Annotated in this window: 15 protein-coding genes; 7 read left to right on the top strand and 8 right to left on the bottom strand. The window is 74.6% G+C overall.

Annotated features, from left to right (window positions below):
• Window positions 1-125 precede the first annotated feature (125 nt).
• Entirely contained in the window at window positions 126-1,742 is a 1,617-nt protein-coding gene (locus ACLWS4_RS13485) for a hypothetical protein (protein WP_416874220.1), read from the top strand.
• Between the two features lie 26 nt (window positions 1,743-1,768).
• On the opposite strand, the gene ACLWS4_RS13490 is transcribed toward ACLWS4_RS13485, so the two are convergent.
• Window positions 1,769-2,242, bottom strand: coding sequence for a VOC family protein (locus ACLWS4_RS13490; RefSeq protein WP_049650575.1), 474 nt, complete (start codon window positions 2,240-2,242; stop codon window positions 1,769-1,771).
• Between the two features lie 148 nt (window positions 2,243-2,390).
• Here ACLWS4_RS13490 and ACLWS4_RS13495 point away from each other — a divergent pair, with 148 nt between their 5' ends.
• A complete protein-coding gene (locus ACLWS4_RS13495) occupies window positions 2,391-3,686 on the top strand; it encodes a hypothetical protein (protein WP_416874221.1) in 1,296 nt (431 codons plus the stop codon).
• A 177-nt stretch (window positions 3,687-3,863) separates the two neighbouring features.
• Complete coding sequence (locus ACLWS4_RS13500) at window positions 3,864-5,354, top strand: alkaline phosphatase PhoX (protein WP_049654998.1); 1,491 nt, start codon at window positions 3,864-3,866, stop codon at window positions 5,352-5,354.
• A gap of 36 nt (window positions 5,355-5,390) precedes the next feature.
• Here ACLWS4_RS13500 and ACLWS4_RS13505 read toward each other — a convergent pair whose 3' ends face one another.
• The gene (locus ACLWS4_RS13505) at window positions 5,391-6,992 is read right to left on the bottom strand and encodes a PucR family transcriptional regulator (protein WP_241852794.1); all 1,602 of its coding nucleotides are present in this window, start codon (window positions 6,990-6,992) and stop codon (window positions 5,391-5,393) included.
• Window positions 6,993-7,380: 388 nt separating this feature from the next.
• Here ACLWS4_RS13505 and pruA point away from each other — a divergent pair, with 388 nt between their 5' ends.
• Both pruA and ACLWS4_RS13515 read left to right on the top strand, forming a co-directional pair.
• The gene (gene pruA / locus ACLWS4_RS13510; protein WP_049654997.1) at window positions 7,381-9,009 is read left to right on the top strand and encodes an L-glutamate gamma-semialdehyde dehydrogenase; all 1,629 of its coding nucleotides are present in this window, start codon (window positions 7,381-7,383) and stop codon (window positions 9,007-9,009) included.
• Window positions 9,010-9,169: 160 nt separating this feature from the next.
• Window positions 9,170-10,099 (top strand): proline dehydrogenase family protein, encoded by a 930-nt coding sequence (locus ACLWS4_RS13515; protein WP_049654995.1) that lies wholly within the window; start codon window positions 9,170-9,172, stop codon window positions 10,097-10,099.
• Between the two features lie 65 nt (window positions 10,100-10,164).
• Here the strand turns inward: ACLWS4_RS13515 and ACLWS4_RS13520 are convergent, their stop codons facing one another.
• Window positions 10,165-10,758, bottom strand: coding sequence for a Uma2 family endonuclease (locus ACLWS4_RS13520; protein ID WP_049654993.1), 594 nt, complete (start codon window positions 10,756-10,758; stop codon window positions 10,165-10,167).
• Between the two features lie 149 nt (window positions 10,759-10,907).
• Here ACLWS4_RS13520 and ACLWS4_RS13525 point away from each other — a divergent pair, with 149 nt between their 5' ends.
• Window positions 10,908-11,600: an RraA family protein gene (locus ACLWS4_RS13525; RefSeq protein ID WP_049654991.1), complete on the top strand. Its 693-nt coding sequence runs from the start codon at window positions 10,908-10,910 to the stop codon at window positions 11,598-11,600.
• Between the two features lie 17 nt (window positions 11,601-11,617).
• On the opposite strand, the gene ACLWS4_RS13530 is transcribed toward ACLWS4_RS13525, so the two are convergent.
• The 4 genes from ACLWS4_RS13530 to ACLWS4_RS13545 all read right to left on the bottom strand — a co-directional run bounded on the left by ACLWS4_RS13530 (window position 11,618) and on the right by ACLWS4_RS13545 (window position 15,995).
• Window positions 11,618-12,142 carry a GNAT family N-acetyltransferase gene (locus ACLWS4_RS13530; protein ID WP_416874222.1) on the bottom strand — a complete coding sequence of 175 codons (525 nt, stop codon included), beginning with the start codon at window positions 12,140-12,142 and terminating at the stop codon, window positions 11,618-11,620.
• 59 nt (window positions 12,143-12,201) lie between these two features.
• Window positions 12,202-13,167 (bottom strand): SGNH/GDSL hydrolase family protein, encoded by a 966-nt coding sequence (locus ACLWS4_RS13535; RefSeq protein ID WP_049654985.1) that lies wholly within the window; start codon window positions 13,165-13,167, stop codon window positions 12,202-12,204.
• 124 nt (window positions 13,168-13,291) lie between these two features.
• Entirely contained in the window at window positions 13,292-14,620 is a 1,329-nt protein-coding gene (locus tag ACLWS4_RS13540) for a TerD family protein (protein WP_416874223.1), read from the bottom strand.
• A gap of 160 nt (window positions 14,621-14,780) precedes the next feature.
• On the bottom strand, window positions 14,781-15,995 hold the full coding sequence (locus ACLWS4_RS13545) for a hypothetical protein (RefSeq protein ID WP_416874224.1): 1,215 nt from the start codon (window positions 15,993-15,995) through the stop codon (window positions 14,781-14,783).
• 329 nt (window positions 15,996-16,324) lie between these two features.
• Between ACLWS4_RS13545 and ACLWS4_RS13550 the strand changes: the two genes are divergently transcribed.
• Complete coding sequence (locus tag ACLWS4_RS13550; RefSeq protein ID WP_074001657.1) at window positions 16,325-16,825, top strand: SsgA family sporulation/cell division regulator; 501 nt, start codon at window positions 16,325-16,327, stop codon at window positions 16,823-16,825.
• 53 nt (window positions 16,826-16,878) lie between these two features.
• On the opposite strand, the gene ACLWS4_RS13555 is transcribed toward ACLWS4_RS13550, so the two are convergent.
• A complete protein-coding gene (locus ACLWS4_RS13555) occupies window positions 16,879-18,315 on the bottom strand; it encodes a helix-turn-helix domain-containing protein (protein ID WP_220450064.1) in 1,437 nt (478 codons plus the stop codon).
• Window positions 18,316-18,360: the final 45 nt, after the last annotated feature.

Below are 18,360 nucleotides of genomic sequence, written 5' to 3' on the forward strand. Positions count from 1 at the left end.
GGCGCGCGCCCCTGGGTGCGCCCCGTACGGCCGGGCGTCGGGGGTGCCCGGCCTATACGCTGAGGTGATGGATCGGTACGCGGCGCTGTTGGGCTGACCGCTGGGCTGAGGGAGAGCGCACAACGATGGCCGGACGACGTCGCAAGAACACCGGGGCTTCGACGGGTGAGGGCGCGGCCGAGGCGGTGCTGCCCGCCGACCTGGAGCTCCAGGACCTCTACGGGGCGTTCGCCGCGCACGGGCTGGACGACGAGGACCTGGACGACGCGGCCGTCCTGGTCCCGCCGGTGAAGCTGCCCGCCGAGCGCGAGCTGGCCGAGCAGGCGAAGGCCGTACCGATGTTCGGGTACGCGCTGGCGCTGGCCCGCTGGTCCGCCCCGCACCGGGAGGTGGACGAGTTCGGCGACCTGGTCGAGGCGGACCGGGCGCCCGCGGCCCGGCTGCTGGGCCTGGCCCCGGCCGAGGGCGAGGTGCCCGAGGAGGCCGAGATCGAGGCGCTGCGGGCCTGGTCGCTGGCCTGCGACCTGGACCTGGTGGAGCTCGGTACGACCGCGGAGGGCGAGCACGTCGCCGTCCCCGGCCCGGACCTGGAGCCCGCCGAGCAGGGCGACCCGGAGACCGTCCTGGAGCTGTGGCTGACCGCCGCCGGGATCGTCCGGGAGCTGGCCGTCGAGGCGGACTCCGGCCCGGAGGAGGGCGCCGAGGAGGCCGGGGCCGGGGAGGGCGAGGAGGACGAGGACGCGCTCTCCGAGGTCGAGGAGGCCCGTGACGAGGCCGCCGAGCTGCTGGACGAGGCCCTGCAGGTGCTCTACGAGACCACCGCCTTCGCCGAGCCCGGCAACGAGACCGTGCCGCTGGGCGTGCTGGCCGCGCTGCTGGTCGTCCCGGAGGGCGAGGAGCCCAGCGAGGAACTGCTCGGCGACATCACGGACGTGATGGTCGCGCTGGACCCGATGCTGGGCGACCTCGCCGAGCTCGGCCTGCTGGACTACCGCCCGATCGACCCCGAGCTGTTCGACGAGGAGGACGGCGAGGAGCCCGCCGTGGTCGGCGAGGAGCCGCTGGACGAGGAGGAGTCGGCCCGCTTCGGGCTGGTCCGGCTCACCCCGCTCGGCCAGTACGGCATCCGGCAGTGGCTGCTGGAGGACGGCTACGACGCGCCGCTGGTCGGCGACCTGGCCAAGGGGGACGCGGCCGAGCTGCTGCGCGGCGTGTGCGAGTCGGCCAACGTGCTGCCGGAGGAGGAGCTGCGGGCGTGGACCGCCGACCGGGAGCCGGTGGCGGCGGCGCGCGAGCTGCTCGCGGCGGCGCGCGGCTCCGACGGCTACGGCCCGCTGCGCCGGATGCTCGGCGTCTCGGCGCTCAACCTGCTCGGGCCGGGCGCGGAGCCGGCCGCCCGGGAGGTCATGGACGACCCGGAGCTGGGCGGTGCGGTGCGGGCCTGGCTGACCGCGCAGGGGGCGACGGACGTCCCGGTGCCGGACCGGGCGATGGCGCTGTGGACGGTGGTCGACACCTTCGCCGCCCAGCTGCTGGACAACGGCGGGGACGCCGAGCTGCTGGGCGAGCTGGTCGCCGACCTGCCGGTGAACGGCGATCCGGCGGGGTGGTTCGGCGAGCTGTGGCGGGTCGACCACCCGTACACGGCGGACGTCCTGGAGGCGATCGGGGAGCTGCACCCGGACCGGGCGCTGGCCAAGGAGGCGCGCAAGGCGGCGTTCAAGGCGCGCTCCAGGAGCTGAGCCCTCCGAGCGCACCGTACGGCGGTCTAGGGGAGGTCCAGTGAGCCGTCCTCGGTGAAGGGGAAGAACGGGTTGTGGGCCAGCTCCCAGAGGTGGCCGTCCGGGTCCTCGAAGTAGCCGGAGTAGCCGCCCCAGTCGGTCGGGACCGGCGGCTTGACCACCACGGCGCCGGCCTCGACCGCCGTCCGCAGCGCGGCGTCCACCAGCGCGGGGGACTCCAGGTTCACCGCGAGGGTGACGCCGCGGAAGGAGGGCTCCCCGGTGGCGGGCACGCCCGCGTCGGCGGCCAGCTCGTCGGTGGGGAAGAGGCCGAGCACCGAGTCGGCGGTGCGGAACCAGACGATCTCCGGGCTGGAGGCGGTGGAGCGCTTCCAGCCGAGCGCCTCGTAGAAGCGGGCGCTCTCGTCGAGGTCGGTCACCCCGAGGGTGACGATGCTGATCCGGGCGGGGAAGGCGCCCTGCCCGGTGCGGTCCTGTGCTGCGTCGTTCTGAGCTGTCATGCCGCCAGGTTAGGGAGGGCGGCTGACAACCGGGCGCCCTGACACGGCCACCACCCCCGTCCGGGGGCCGAGCTGATGACCCGGCAGCTGCGGCCACGTAAGGTGGCGTCAGCGGTGCGGGTGCGAGGTCTCGGGGGTGCGGCACAGGATGATGCGGGAGAGCGGCGGCAGGCACCAGAAGCGGGACGCCGGGTCCTCGGGGTCCGCCCCGGCCCCGGACCGGCCGGTCCGGGAGGACCGTTTCGCCGGGCGGCCCGCGGACCGGTCACTGGACCGGTCGGCCGAGCAGGGTGCCGGACGGCCTGCGGGCAGGCCCGTCGACCGGTTCGCCGACCAGGAGGAGTTCTCCCGCCGGACCCTGGCGGCGGCCGACTTCCCGGTGTACGGCGTGGCCGCGGGGCAGGCCCCCGCGGGCGGGACGATGACGGCCGACGGGGCGTTGGCCGGTGAGGCGCTGGCCGCCTTCGAGACCTCCGGCGGCGAGCTGCGCTGGGTCGAGGTCCAGTGCGGCGACTGGCGCTCGGCGGCCGGCCCGTACGTGACCGTGCGCACCTACCGGCCGGGGGCCGAACCGGGCGAGCGGCTGCCCGAGCTGGAGGACCTGGTCGAGGACGAACGGGACCGCGTCTACGAGCAGTTGGGCGTCGACGAGGGCGACGGGCCGGGCCGGGTACGGGCGTTGCGCGCGTGGATCACGGTGGACGGCGAGCCCTGCGCGGTGGAGGTGCACGAGGACCGGCCGGTGCCGGAGCCCGGCGCCCCGGCGGCGGACGGTCCGGAGCCGGTGTGGGCCGGGCGGCTGCGGGTCGGCGGACTGACCGTGACGGTGTGCGCGCGCGGGGTGGCCCCCGGCGCGGTGGAGCTCGGCGCGATCGGCGACTTCGAGGGCTGCCTGCGCGGCCGCACCGAGCTGCTGCGCGACCTGGCCGCCCGGCGGGCCCGCCGGGTGCCGGTCGAGGAGCGTGAACTGCCGCCCGCCGTCGGGATGGAGGCGCACCGGGCGCTGATCGCGCAGAGCGTCGCCGAGTCCGCCGCGATCGAGGCGCAGGTGCGGGTGGGGCGCACGCCGAGGCTGCCGCGCGGGCTGCGCGGGGAGGTCGGCGCGGTGCGCTGGGAGGCGGCGGTGCGCCAGCAGATGCGGCTGGCCACCGAGACCCGGGAGGAGGCCGCGGCGGCGGTGACCTCGATGGTGAACCACCTCAACCGGCTGTCCCAGCAGACGCACTGGCTGGTCGGCACGGCGGAGGGGGAGGCGGCCGTCGAGGAGGTCGTCCGGTACACGGTGTTCGCGAGCGAGGTGGCGAGCCTGCCGGCACAGCGGGCCTGGGCGCAGCTGTGGCGGGAGCGGCCGGGCGGCGGCGGGGCGGGGGTCTGGGAGGAGCAGCGGCTGGCCGAGCAGCTGTGGCTGTCGGCCTGGGAGCAGTGGCGGGCGGCGCGGCGCTGACGGGTCGGGCGGGCCGGCGGGGGCCTCAGTAAAGCACAGGTCATGTGACGGTCATCAGTCGGCAAATGGCCGCCTGGGCGTGAGGTGGGCGTCATGCCGGGTTCACCCGCCCGGCGGAGCCTGCTGGGCGTCGGCATCCCGCACCGGCGCCCCCGCTCATCCTCAGGAGTTGCTGCCATGTCGCTGTCCCGTCGGGACTTCGTCAACCGTTCCACCCTCGTCGGGGCCGGCGTGCTGATCGCCGGCGGCGCCGAGGCGCTGGCCAGCGCCCCGGGCGCGATCGCCGCCCCGGTCGGCGGCGAGGCCCCGGTCGCCGCGGCCGCCGGGACCAACTCGGCCGGCGGCACCGCCGTCGGCTACGGCCAGCTGGTCCAGGACCCGGCCGGCCTGCTCTCCCTGCCGAAGGGCTTCTCGTACAAGGTCCTCAACCGGGCCGGCGTCACCAAGCTGCGCACCGGCGAGTTCACCCCGAGCAACCACGACGGCACCTCCGCCTTCGAGGACGAGCGCGGCGGCAACCTGATGGTCGTCAACCACGAGCTGGCCGGCGCCCGCGCCAACTGGCCGCACCCGGTGCCGCTGACCGAGGGCCACGTCTACGACCCGGGCGCGGCCGGCGGCTGCACCATCGTGCACGCCAAGCGGGACGGCTCGGTCGAGCAGTGGGTCGGCATCGCCGGCACCGCCACCAACTGCGCGGGCGGCGTGACCCCGTGGGGCACCTGGCTGTCCGGCGAGGAGACCGAGGACAAGGCCGGCAAGAACGGCTTCACCAAGGACCACGGCTACATCTTCGAGGTCGACCCCTTCGACGACGACTACAACCGGGACCCGCAGCCGGTGAAGGCCTTCGGCCGCTACGCGCACGAGGCCGTGGTCGTGGACCCGAAGCGCGGCCAGGTCTACCTGACCGAGGACGCCTCGAACCCGAACGGCCTGCTGTTCCGCTGGACCCCGCCGGCCGGCTTCAAGCACGGCCGCTACCAGCTGCGCAAGCTCGCCGCCGACGCCGGTGTGCTGGAGGCCTTCAAGGTCTTCGACGCCCAGGGCAAGTTCGTCGACGACCTCTCCCGCGCCACCAAGGTCGGCACCACCTACGGCGTGGACTGGGTCAAGGTCCAGGACCGCGACGCCAGGACCGTCTCGGTGCGCAAGCAGTTCAAGGACGGCGAGGTCAGCCGCGCCCGCAAGCTGGAGGGCATGTGGTGGGGTGACGGCGGCTTCTACTTCGTCTCCAGCTTCGCCCGTTCGGAGAGCCCGCTCCAGCACGACGGCCAGGTCTGGTTCTACAACCCGGCCCGCCGCACCATCACCCTGAAGGTGCTGCTGGGCGTCAACACCGACGTCTGGGGCGACCACGACAACTTCGACGGCCCGGACAACATCACCGTCTCGCCGTACGGCGGCATCGTGATCTGCGAGGACGGCGAGGGCGTCTCGCACCTGTTCGGCGCCACCGAGGACGGGCTGGTCTACCCGATCGCCCGCAACGAGCTGAACATCGGCACCGCCGAGAAGCCCGAGTTCAGCGAGTTCACCGGGGTGACCTTCTCGGACGACGGCAAGACCCTGTTCGCCAACATCCAGACCCCGGGCATCCAGCTGGCGATCAGCGGCCCGTGGCGCCGGCTGAACGAGCACAAGCGCGGCCAGGGCTACGGCGAGTGACGAACCGTCAGGAATGACCGTGCGGCTGCCCGCGGACTACTCGTCCGCGGGCAGCCGCAGTTGCAGCATCGCCAGCAGCCGCTGCTGCGGCTGGGCGAGGTCGATGCCGGTCAACTGCTCGGCGCGGCGCACCCGGTAGCGCAGGGTGTTGGGGTGGATGTGCAGGGCGTCCGCGGCCACCCGGACCTCGCCGAGCGCGTCCAGCCAGGCCAGCACCGACTCGGCGAGTCGGGTGCCGTGCCGCCGGTCGTACGCGGTGAGCGCGGTCAGCCGCGGGTCGCGCAGGCCGGTGCGCTCCTGGAGCAGCGCGAGCATCTCGCTGACCAGCACCTCCGCCTGGACGTCGATCAGCGCCGCGACGTCGAGGTCCACGCCGCCGCGGCCCATCGCGTCCAGGATGCGGTCCGCCTGGGCGCGGGAGTCGGGGACCTGGGCCAGGCCGTCGACGGTCGAGCCGATCGCGGCGCGCAGCGGGACGCCCAGGTGCTCCCGGGCGGCTGCCACCACCTCGAAGGCCCAGTCGCGCACGGTGGTCATCGGCAGGCCGGGCGGCAGCTCGGGCAGCAGCACGTACACCCGGGACTCGATCGGGGCGAGCAGCGCGGTGCGGTGCCGGGCGGCGGTGTGCACCGAGATCAGGCCGGTGACGTCGGAGCGGTGCAGCACGTCGGTGGTGTGCGCGCTGTAGGCCAGCACGGTGGCCGGGCGGCGCAGGTCCAGGCCGAGGTGGGTGGCGAGCGACTGGGGGCCGGTGGAGCCCTCCAGCAGGCCGGTCAGCAGCGTCTGGGTGAGCCGGACGTCGGCGGACAGCTCCCGGCGGCGGCGCACCAGCTGGGCGGCCGCTACCCGGGCGGCGCCGACCAGGGACTGCTCGGCCAGCGGGGCCAGCGGCTGGGCACCCTCCTGCACCCAGATGGTGCCGAGCGGCTGCGCCCCGGCCCGGATGCCGACCGCGAGGCGGCGGCGCAGGCCCAGCTCGGGGTGCGGCTCGACCGCGATCGGGGTGTCCGAGCTGCGCAGGTGCTGGAAGATGCCCCACTCGCGGAGCTTGGACAGGTACGGCTCCGGGCCCTGCCAGCCGAGGATGGACAGCCGGCGCAGGTCGTCGACCTCGTCGGAGTCGGAGGAGCGGGAGTAGGCCAGCACCCGGCTGGAGGTGTCCTCGATCGAGACGATGCCGTTGGTGAGGACGGCGACGGTCTGGGCGAGGGAGAAGAGGTCGCCCGCGTTGGGCTCGGGGGCGCCGGGGGCGTCCGGGGCGTCAGGGCCGGCGATGATCGCCCGGGCCAGCGAGTCGAGGTGCTCCCAGCGGGTCTCGCGGCGCACCGAGAGCAGGGCGACGCCCGCGTCGGTGGCGGCCTCGCGCAGCGCGTCGGCCTGGCCGGGGCCGTCCAGCTTCACCGCGACGGCGGCGGCCCCGGCCCGGCCGGCCGCGCGCAGGGCGGGCAGGGCGGCGCGGCCGCGGGCGCCGATCGCGAGCACCAGCTCGCCGGGGGCGGCGGTCGGCGGGTCCTCCGGGTCGAGGATCGCGACGTCGCGCACCGGGACGTCCAGGCCCAGCGGGGCGGCCTGCAGCTCGACCAGCGGTTCGCCGAGGGACATCAGGAGTTGACGGAGCGGCAGGCCGGGGGTGGTCACGCCGGTCCTCCTTCATCCGCTCGGACAACGTTTCGCGGTCGATTTTAGCCGGACGGACAGAGATTCGGCGTGGCCGCCGGACCGCGGCCCGGCGCGCGGGCGCGCCGGGGCCTGCCGACGGGCACCGGCGTGCGAGCCGCCTTCGCGGGCCGGGGGCGTGAGCCTGGAGGCGCGAGGTGGCGCGGGGTGGTGTGAAAGGTGGGGCGATCGGGGACGGTTCGTGACCGCGGCGTGACCGACTTCGTCGGGCCGGACAACGCCGTACGGGGGAATTTAGCCGCGCGGCCAATCAAGTCGCCCGGTGGCCAGGAATAGCGTTCGTGCTGTGGTCGGCGTGCAACCCGCGCCGGCAATCCCCCCGCACTGAACGAAGGAGAGCGTGCGCTCTATGGACGCTGTGACCCAGGTCCCCGCGCCGGTGAACGAGCCGGTCCACAGCTACGCCCCCGGGAGCCCGGAACGGGCCCGTCTGGAGGCCAAGCTGAAGGAGCTGGGCGGCCAGGAGCCGGTCCAGCTGACCATGACGATCAACGGTGAGCGCCGGATGGGCGGCGGCACCGAGATCCACGTCGTCCAGCCGCACAACCACGCGGCTCGGCTCGGCACCCTGCGCAACGCCACCCAGGCCGACGCGCAGGAGGCCATCGACACTGCCCTGGCCGCAGCCGAGGCCTGGCAGGCGCTCTCCTTCGACTCCCGCGCCGCGATCTTCCTCAAGGCCGCCGACCTGCTGGCCGGCCCCTGGCGCGAGACCCTGGCCGCCGCCACCATGCTCGGCCAGTCCAAGACCGCGCAGCAGGCCGAGATCGACACCCCCTGCGAGCTGGTCGACTTCCTGCGCTTCAACGTGCACTTCGCCCGCCAGATCATGGCCGAGCAGCCGATCTCCTCGGACGGCGTGTGGAACCGCAGCGACCACCGCCCGCTCGAGGGCTTCGTCTACGCGATCACCCCGTTCAACTTCACCGCGATCGCCGGCAACCTGCCGACCGCGCCCGCGCTGATGGGCAACGTGGTGCTGTGGAAGCCGTCCCCGACCCAGCAGTTCTCCGCGCACCTGCTGATGCAGCTGCTGGAGGAGGCCGGCCTGCCCAAGGGCGTCATCAACATGGTGACCGGCGACGGCCTGGCCGTCTCCGAGGTCGCGCTCAAGCACCCGGCGCTGGCCGGCATCCACTTCACCGGCTCCACCGCCACCTTCCAGCACCTGTGGCGCGAGGTCGGCACCAACATCTCCGGCTACCGCACCTACCCGCGGATCGTCGGCGAGACCGGCGGCAAGGACTTCCTGGTCGCCCACCCGTCCGCCGACCCGAAGGTCCTGAAGACCGCGATGACCCGCGGCGCCTTCGAGTTCCAGGGCCAGAAGTGCTCGGCGCTGTCGCGGGCCTACGTCCCGGCCTCGCTCTGGGCCGGCCTCAAGGACGAGTTCGCCGCCGAGGTCGACGGCCTCACCATGGGCGACGTCAGCGACCTGTCCAACTTCATGTCGGCCGTCATCGACGAGCGCTCCTTCGCCAAGAACAAGGCCGCGATCGACCGGGCCCAGGCCGACCCGCAGGTCGAGGTCCTCGCCGGCGGCACCTACGACGACTCGGTCGGCTACTTCGTCCGCCCGACCGTCCTGGTCTGCCAGGACCCGGCCGCCGAGTACTTCAAGGACGAGTACTTCGGCCCGATCCTGGCCGTGTACGTCTACGAGGACGAGAAGTACGAGGAGATGCTGACCCAGATGGAGTCGGTGTCCCCGTACGGCCTGACCGGCTCGATCATCTCCCAGGACCGCGCCGCGGCCCAGGACGCGATGCACAAGCTGCGCTTCGCCGCCGGCAACTTCTACATCAACGACAAGCCGACCGGCGCCGTCGTCGGCCAGCAGCCCTTCGGCGGCGGCCGGGCCTCGGGCACCAACGACAAGGCCGGCGCCAAGCAGAACCTGGCGCGCTGGACCTCGACCCGCTCGGTCAAGGAGACCTTCGTCCCGCCGACGGACTACCGCTACCCGCACATGGGCTGACCAGCCCCCTGACCAGCCGGCTCGTCCCGTAGCCACCGGTCACCCGCGACGCCCGGTCCCGCAGCCGGGCGCCGCCTCCCGGGGCGGCGGTGCCCCATCCCCGCACCGCCGCCCCGGCCCTTTCTGCCATCCTTAAGAAGCACCAGCTCCAGGAGTCACGATGCTCCGTTCCGCCCTTCTCGCGGCCTCCCGGTCCCCGCAGGTCCGCACCGTGGTCGAGAAGTTCCCGCCGACCCACGCGATAGTCGAGCGCTTCGTCGCCGGTGACGTCCTCGACGACGCCGTCACCGCCACCGACGACCTGATCGCCACCGGTCGCAAGGTCACCCTCGACCACCTCGGCGAGGACACCCAGGACGCCGCCCAGGCCGCCGGCACCGCCGAGGCCTACGAGCACCTGCTCAAGGCCCTCAAGGACACCGGCCTCGCGGCCGGCGCCGAGGTGTCGGTCAAGCTGTCGGCCGTCGGCCAGTTCCTCCCGGTGGACGGCGAGAAGATCGCGCTGGAGAACGCCCGCCGCATCTGCGAGGCCGCCGCCGAGGCCGGCACCACGGTGACCCTCGACATGGAGGACCACACCACCACCGACTCCACCCTCGCCATCGCGCGGGAGCTGCGGGCGGACTTCCCGTGGCTGGGCGTCGTGCTCCAGGCCTACCTGCGCCGCACCGAGGCCGACTGCCGCGACTTCTCCGGCGCCGGCTCGCGCGTGCGCCTGTGCAAGGGCGCCTACAAGGAGCCCGAGTCGGTCGCCTTCCAGGGCAAGCACGAGGTCGACCTCGCGTACGTCCGGGCCCTGAAGGTCCTGATGGCGGGCGAGGGCTACCCGATGATCGCCTCGCACGACCCCAACATGATCAAGATCGCCGGCCAGCTGGCCCAGTGGAACGGCCGCAAGCGGGACTCCTTCGAGTACCAGATGCTGTTCGGCATCCGCCCCGAGGAGCAGCTGCGCCTCGCCGCCGAGGGCAACACCATGCGGGTCTACCTCCCGTACGGCCAGGAGTGGTACGGCTACTTCATGCGCCGCCTCGCCGAGCGCCCCGCCAACCTGACCTTCTTCCTGCGCGCCATGGCCACCCGCGGCTGACCCGGCGCCCCAGGCCACGGCCCGCACCCCTGACGGGGGGTGCGGGCCGTCGCGCGTTGTCGACGTCAGAGGAACGGCTTCGTGTCGAGGTCGAAGTCGAACGGGGCAGGGAGCGCGAGCGGTTCGCCGAAGGCGGCGAGGTGCACCTCGGTGTACTCGTCGCGGTGCGGCTTGGCGAACAGACTGACCTGGGACTTCTCGCGGTCGATGAGGAGGTAGAGCGGGATGCCGGCCCGGGCGTAGCAGTGGCGCTTGGCGATGCGGTCCTGGTCGGGCTTGGCGGAGGTCACTTCCGCGACCATGGCGACGCCGTCCGGTTCCATCCAGGACGGTGCGCCCCGGAAGAGGCGGAGTTCCTCGGGAGCGAATGTGACGTCCGGGATGACGTGGTTCTTCGGACAGAGACCGCCGCTCACGAGGCGGAGGCCCTTGCCTCCGGAAACGCTCATATCGGTCTTGGAGCGCCGGATCACCTGCTTGAGCAGGTGGTTGATGTAGTCCTCGTGATCGCCGTCCGGCGGTGGTGCCACGATGATCTCTCCCTCGACGAGCTCGGCCCGGAAGCCTTCGGGGGAGTGCAGGCTCAGGAAGCTCTCCAGCAGGATGTCCGCCTGCGATGGGGAGCCCGTGATCGGTTGCTCATGCGCCACAGCACTCATGATGCCCCTCCTTCAGGTGGCCGTCACGCTACTGCGGTCCCGGAACGGGTTATGCCGCATATGGCATGGTTTCACCCGATGGTGTGAGTTTAAGTAGGACCTAGGATCTTCCTGCTGGTGAACTGGCTTTTCGAGTGGAGGAGTTGGGGATGCTGAAGGCTTTCGCGGAGCTGTCCACGCCGTTGGTGGCGGATGCCTGTGTGCGGCTCGGGGTGGGGGTGCGGGTGGCGCCGGCGGGGGTGGGGGCGGTGGTGGCCGGGGCCCGGGTGGCGGGGCGGGTGCTGCCGGTGCGGCACTACGGGAGCGTGGACGTGTTCCTGGAGGCGTACGGGGCGGCCCGGGACGGGGACGTGCTGGTGGTCGACAACGGCGGGCGGACCGACGAGGCCTGCATCGGGGACCTCGCGGTGCTGGAGGCGCGGGCCGCCGGGGTGGCCGGGATCGTGGTGTGGGGGCTGCACCGGGACACCCCCGAGCTGCGGGAGATCGGGCTGCCGGTGTTCAGTTACGGGGCGCTGCCGCTCGGCCCGGTGCGGTTGGACGACCGGGAGCCGGCGGCGCTGCTGACGGCCAAGTTCGGGCCGCACCCGGTGAGCGCGGAGGACGTGGTGTTCGCCGACCCGGACGGGGTGCTGTTCGTGCCCGGCGACCGGGTCGCGGAGGTGCTGGAGACGGCCGGCGGGATCGCCCGGACCGAGCGCGCGCAGGCCGCCCGGATCGCCTCCGGGGACACGCTGCGCCGGCAGACCTCCTTCGAGGAGTACCTGGAGCGGCGCGCCGCCGACCCGGCGTACAGCTTCCGGCGGCACCTACGGCGGATCGGCGGGGCGATCGAGGAGTAGGAGCAGGGGTAACGGCGTTACAGCTTCCGGTACATGACGTGCAGGCCGACGTAGCCGTCCACGGGGTGGTCGAAGGCCTCGGGGACGGTGCCGACGACCTCGAAGCCGAGCGACTCGTAGAGCCGCACGGCGTGATGGTTGGTGGCGACCACGGCGTTGAACTGCATGGCGCGGAAGCCGGAGCGGCGGGCCCAGTCGAGGGTGTACTCGACCAGGGCCCGCCCGATCCCCCGGCCGTGGTGGGCCGGGTCGACCAGGTAGCTGGCGCTGGCCACGTGCGAGCCGTTGCCGGGGCGGTTGCGGCTCATGGTGGCGGTGCCGAGGATCCGCCCGTCCCCGTCCACCGCGACCACCGTGCGGTTCGGGGCGGCGAGCATCCACCACTCCCGGCCCAGCTCGGAGGACATGTCCAGGGGGTAGGGGAAGGTCTCGCCGGCGGCGACGACGGTGTGGAAGAACGGCCAGATGTCCGGCCAGTCCTCGGGGACGGCTTCGCGGATGCGGACGGGAGCGGGCACGGGCGCGGGCGTGGGCAGGGGCATCGGACCAGGATGATGCTCGAGGGGTGGGCGGGCCAGCGGTTTTCGGTCGGAGCGGCCGGTCAGCCGCCGAGGACGGCCTTCTCGACCAGGGCGGCGGTGTGCGCCTGGCCGGTGGCGTTGGGGTGCACCACGGCGTACTCGAGGGGGAGGACGCTGGTCAGCACGCCGTCCAGCCAGTGGTCGGCGTCGCAGACGCTGTGGCCGGCGCTGGCGGGGTAGAGGTCCACGAAGGTGTCGCCGTGGGCGGCGGTGCTCCGGGCGACGAGCGCGTTGAGCGGTTCCACGATCGCGGTGCGGGCCCAGACGAGGTCGCCGCCGGTGAAGGTGCCGAACTGCAGGAGGTTTCCGAACTGGCAGAGCCCGGCGTTCTCGGGGACGAGGTGCGGGTAGCCGACGGTGAGGATCCTGGCGGACGGGGCCTTGGCGTGCAGAGCGGTCAGCATCCGGTCGTAGCCGTTGCGCAGCCGGGCGAAGCGGTCGGGCAGGCCCGCGTCGAACTTGTCCTTGCAGGGCGTGCCCCGGCCGAGCTGGACGGCGCCGAGTTCGATGCAGCTCTTGAGGATCTCGGCGAAGCCGAGGTCGTTGCCGCCGATCCCGACGGTGACCAGCCCGGTGGCCGGGTCGACGGCGTCGATCTGCGGCGGGACGGGCGGGTAGGGGCCGTTCGGGTCGGTGCCGAGCGGCGGGAGCGGGCGGCCGAGCGGGGCCTGCGCGGTCACGTCGACGCCGTCGGTGGTGGCGCCGCTGCAGCTGACGTTCCGCAGGTCGGCCAGGGAGCCGAGGTCGCGGCGGATGATCTCGGGGTAGGAGTCGACGGTCCGGGCGCAGCCGTCGCGGGGCGCGGTCTCGTCGCCGGTGGCCTCGATGACCCCGGCGGTGTAGGAGTCGCCGAGGGCCGTCCAGCTCAGTGCGCCGGCGCGGGTGCCCGGCCGGGCGGCGGCCTGGGAGGTGGTCGGGGTGATCAGCCCGGCGGCGAGCACGGTGGCGGTGCCGGCGACGGCGAGGCGGGACAGGAAGCGTGGCACGGCTCTCCTCCTGGGGATAGGGGGAGAGTGCGGTTTCACCCTCCTGAGAGTCAATCGAGTCGCTCTGTGGACGACTTGATGCCTCGGGAGGGTGAAACCACGGGCAGGACGGTGACGCCGGGTGTCAGAGCGTCGCGGCGGCGGGCTCGATCATCGCCCGCGCGGTCTTGCCGTCGACGTACTCGCCGAGTGCCGTCATCTCCCACTCGCCGCCCGGGCGGCGGACCAGCTTGCACATCATCACACCGGTGTGGGGCTCGGAGTTGGTGAGGTCGAAGCGGACCAGCTCCTCCTCCGTCCGGGCGTCCAGCAGGCGGCAGTAGGCGTCGCGCACCTCGGTGAACCGCTGGCCGGAGAAGGAGTTCACGACGAAGACCAGCGCGTGGACCTCGGCCGGCAGGCCCTCCAGGTGGACGGTGATCGCCTCGTCGTCGCCGCCCTCGCCGCCGACCAGGTTGTCGCCGGAGTGGGAGATCGCGCCGTTGAAGATGCTCAGCTTCATGAACCAGGCCGTCTCCAGTCGCTTGTGGCGGGCGTCGAAGGCGAGGCAGGAGGCGTCCAGGTCGATGTCGCGGCCGCGGGCGGCGGACTTCCAGCCGAGGGCCATCCGGACGGAGGAGAGGAAGGGGCGGCCGTTCTTGACCAGGGAGACCGAGCTGCCCTTGACCAGGTTGACCCGGCCCTTGTCCAGGGTGACCTTGCCGGGGGCGGCCGGGGCCGGGGGCGCGGCGGGCGCCGGGGGAGCCGCGGGCGGGGCCGGGACGGCGGTCTGGCCGGTGGCGAGGGCGATCCGCGGGTCGATCGGGGAGGCCGCCGGTGCGGGCGGCACGGGCGGGGCGGCCGGCGGAGCGGTCGGCGGGGTCGGGAGCTGGATGGTCCGGTCCATCGGGGCCGGTGGGGCCGGTGGTGCGGCCGCTGCCACCGGGTCGGCGGGCGCGGGGGCCGGGGAGTCGTCGACGGTGACGCCGAAGTCGGTGGCGATGCCCGCGAGGCCGTCGGCGTAGCCCTGGCCGACCGCGCGCACCTTCCAGGCGCCGCCCCGCTGGTAGACCTCGACCACGATGAGCGCGGTCTCCAGGCCCAGCCGGGGCGGGGTGAAGGTGACCAGCACCTCGCCGGTGTCGGTGTCGCGGACGGTGGCGGTGGGCTCCGTCCCGGCGAAGGTGGAGACCTGGTCGGCGGGGCTCGCGGTGACCACGATCTTGGTGATGCCGGCCGGGACGGCCCGGGTGTCGACGGTGATCGCGTCGGGGGTGCCGGCGGAGGCCGGGCGGTGGCTGACGCCGGGGCCGTTCGGGGCGTTGAAGAAGACGAAGTCGTCGTCCGAGCGGACCTTTCCGGCATCGGTCAGCAGCAGGCCGGAGACGTCCAGCGCCTTGGGCGCGGTGACCTCGACGGTCACTCGCGCGGCGGTCAGCGGTGCGTTGCCGCCTTGGGTCAGGACGGTGGGCACGGACTCCTCCTCGGGTGCGGAACGGCGGCCCGGCCGGGGCCGTTGGGGGCGCCGGGCCGGGTGCTGCCCACAGTAACGAACGAGGGTGCGGGGATGCGCCCGTCCGGCGGGCCCGGCTGTCGGATCGTCGGACGATCGTCCGCTGCGGGCCGTCGGCGGCTCAGCGGGCCGCGGCGGTCGGGGTCGCGGCCGGGGTGGGCGCCGGAGCGGCGAGCGGCGTGGCGGCCGGGGTGCCGGGCGCGTACGGCTCGGCGTACGGCGGCGGCGGCGGAGGCGGGCCGAAGGAACCGAGCGCCGTGACCGCGCGGGGGCGGTCGAGGGCGAAGGCGGAGACGCTCCAGCTCTCCGCCGGGGCCGACTTGCGCACCACGGCGGACGGGTCGGCCGCCGGACGGGCGCCGCGGACGCCGAAGGTGTAGCGGCCGGGCCGGACGTCGGTGCCGGGCGGCGTGGTGAAGCGGTAGACGAGGGTGCCGCGCTCCTGCTGGACGGTCACCACGGCGCCCGGCAGGTCGGTCCAGGCGGAGCCGGGGCCGGGGGCCGACTCGCCCGGGACGAGCCGGAACTCGGCCTGGAACGCGGTGACCGGCTCGGTGGCCGCGAGGGTGAGCTGGTGGCGCAGGCCGTCGCGGCCCAGCGGGGAGACCCGGGCGGCGCCGGTCAGCGCGTGGTCGGTGTCCGCGCTGTCGTCGGTGCCATCGGTGCCGTCGGTGTCCGGGGTGCCGCCGGTGTCCGCCGCGTCGTCGGTGTCGGGGACGGGCAGAGCGGGCGGCGGCGCCGGGCGGCCGGGGGTGGGCGGGCCGAAGCCGGGCTGCTTGGCGCCCGGGGCCGGGACGGAGACGGAAGGGGAGGGCGAGGGGCCGGCCGGGGCCGTGGCGCCGAGCAGCCCGGCCTCGGTGCCCGCGAGCTGGGTGCCTGAGGCGGGTGCGTCCTGCCCGGCCGAGGCCTGGCCGCCGGTCTGGGGTGCGCCCGGGACCGTCGCGCGGGGCGCGGGCGGGGAGGCGGCGACCGGGGGGTCCACCGAGCGGTGCGTGGACGGGTGCGTCGAGGGCCGGTTCGCGGCGGGGGAGGACGACGGGCCGTCGGTCGGGGTCTGCGCCGAGACCGCCTCGGCCTCCTCGGTGGCGCCCGGCGTGGGCGGCGGGGTGCTGCCGACCCGGGCGACGCCGGCCCGGCGGCCGATCCCCTGCTGTTCGTTGAGCAGCAGGGTGGTCGCGATGCTGATGCCGACCACGGTGGACATCGCCATCGCGGCGCCGGAGAAGCGCAGGGTGGGCAGCCGGAACAGGCCGCCGAACGGGCGCGGCCGCCCGTGCCGGCCCTGCCGTGCGGGCTCGTGCTGCACGTCCCGCGCGGTGTCCTCGCGCACAGCCACCGGACCCCTCCCTCCCCGAAGCCGCCGTCGCGTCGCCGTATTCTCCCACGCGCCGCCGCCGGGCCCGGCTCCGGCCGCGGAGGGCCGGTTCCACGCGGGCCCGCGTGGGGAGAGGGGAGAGCGTACCAGCGGACGGCCGCGGCCCGGTCGCACCCCCTCCACTTCGCGGACATCCGTGCGCCACACGGAAGTTGACGCTCCGTCTGATAAGCGCCGGCAAGGGAAGGAAGGCCCGGCCGGGGGTTATTGCAACCCCCTTGCAACCCTTGCCCGCCGTACCGGGCGTGACGCAGGCTGAGGGCATCCCACGCCGTCCCGGAGAGACCGTCATGCCGTCCGACCCGCTGTCCGCAGCCTCCAGTGCACCCCTCGCCGCCACCCCCACGGGCGGCGATGGGGAGGTCTCCACCGCCGCTCCGGCGGCGGTGGAGGAGGTGCTGATCCTGCGGATCTCGCTGGGCGAGGAGGTGGTCGGCGAGGTGCGCACCCGGTTCCGGTTCACCGCCGCGCGCCCGTACGAGGTGCTGCTGACCTTCCACCTGGGGCGGCCGGACGAGGCGGACTGGGTGTTCTCGCGCGAACTGCTGCGCGACGGCCTGCGCGCGCTGAGCGGCCAGGGCGACGTCAAACTGTGGCCGGCGTACTGCCCGTGCCACGGCTCGACGCTGCACCTGGCGCTCGAATCCCCGCACGGCAGCGCGCTGCTGGAGGCCTCCAAGCCCCGGGTGCAGGCCTGGCTGGACCGCACCTACGCGCTGGTCTCCGAGCACCAGGAGCGCCACTGCGGCCCCACCGACGCCGAGCTGGCCGCGCTGCTCGCCGAGGGCTGAGGCCGGCCGCCGACGCCAGGCCGCCGAGAACAGGCCGCCGGGCAACAGGGCCGTCAGCGGCGCTCCGGCGGCCCGGCGGCGCACGGCGGCGCGAGGGGCGGCGCGCCGGGCAACCGGGCCGTCCCCGCCGCCAGCGCGGCCCGCAGCCGCCGGACGGCCGGGGCCGAGGAGGCGGGCAGCAGGTCGTACGGGTCGTCCGGCCCGTCCACGCTGACCAGCACCGACTCGGCGATCCGGTACGGCCGGTGGGCCAGCAGCCCGCCCAGGTAGCGGCGCAGCCGGGACAGCTCGGCGCGGACCGTCACCGTCCGGCCCGCGTCGCCGAACAGCGCCTCGGCGAGCTGGGCGGCGGTGCTGCCCTCGCGTCCGGTGGCGAGCAGGAGCAGCAGTTCGGCGTGGCGCGGGCTGAGCGGGTGCGACCAGCTGTCGGCCGCGCCCCGGACGGACAGCTCGGGGCGGTCCGGGCGGCGCAGGTCGAGCCGCAGGTGGGCGCCCTCGGCCTGTTCGGCGGTCACCGTGCCGGAGCCGTCCTCCTCGGGCGGCCGGACCGGGCGCACCAGCCAGCCGTCGGCGAGCGGCTCCAGCGCGCACTCGCCGAGGCCGGGCACCCAGTGCACGGTGGCCGGGGTCCAGCCCTCGCTGGGCACCCGCAGCCGGCTGGGCGGCGGCAGCCCGGCCGCGGCGGCGGTCCAGCCGGCCGCGTCGACCACCAGCGCCGGGCCGCCGACCCGGGCGAGCAGCGGGGCGGCCAGGGCGCGCAGCTGGTGCAGCGCCTCCAGCCGGTGGGCGCGCAGCTCGGCCTCGGCGAGCCGGGCGGCGGTGGCGGTGAGCTGGATCAGGAACGGGCGGACGCTGTGCGCCGGGCCGCTCAGGTTGATGGCGCCGACCAGCCGCCCGGTCCCGGGGTCGCGCACCGGCGCGGCCACGCAGGTCCAGGCGTGGTGGCTGCGCAGGTAGTGCTCGGCGGAGTGGACGTGCATCGGGCGCCGGGCGCGCAGCGCGACCGCGATGCCGTTGGTGCCGACGCTCTCCTCGATCCAGCGGGCGCCGGTGATGAAGCCGATCCGGTCGGCGCTGCGGCGCAGGCCGCGCTCGCCCTCCTGCCAGAGCACGTGGCCCTCGGCGTCGGCGACGGCCAGCAGCAGCGGGGCCGCCCCGCCCACCTCCAGCAGGGTCTCGCGCAGCACCGGCAGGACGGCGTCGAGTCCGCTGGTGCGGCGGCGCTGTTCGATTTCGCCGGGGCCCAGCAGGACGGCGGCGGCGCCGGTGTCGGGGTCGAGGCCGAGGCGGCGCAGCCGGGCCCAGGAGTCGCCGATCTCGGGGCGGGGTTCGAGCAGGCCGGGGCCGCCGGTCTCCTCGGTGAGGGCGGGAACGGCCAGTTCCCGGGCGGCGGCGTCGGCGAGGGTGCGGTCGTGGACCTTGGCCAGCTCCGACGCGGTCGGCGGGGTGCGGCGCTCGGGTCGTCGGGACTGCCGTCCGGTCTGCCGCACTCGCTTCGCTCCTCGCCGCCGTTCGAGGACGCGTCGGGGCCGACG

The organism is Kitasatospora sp. SC0581 (assembly GCF_048159585.1).
GTDB lineage: Bacteria > Actinomycetota > Actinomycetes > Streptomycetales > Streptomycetaceae > Kitasatospora.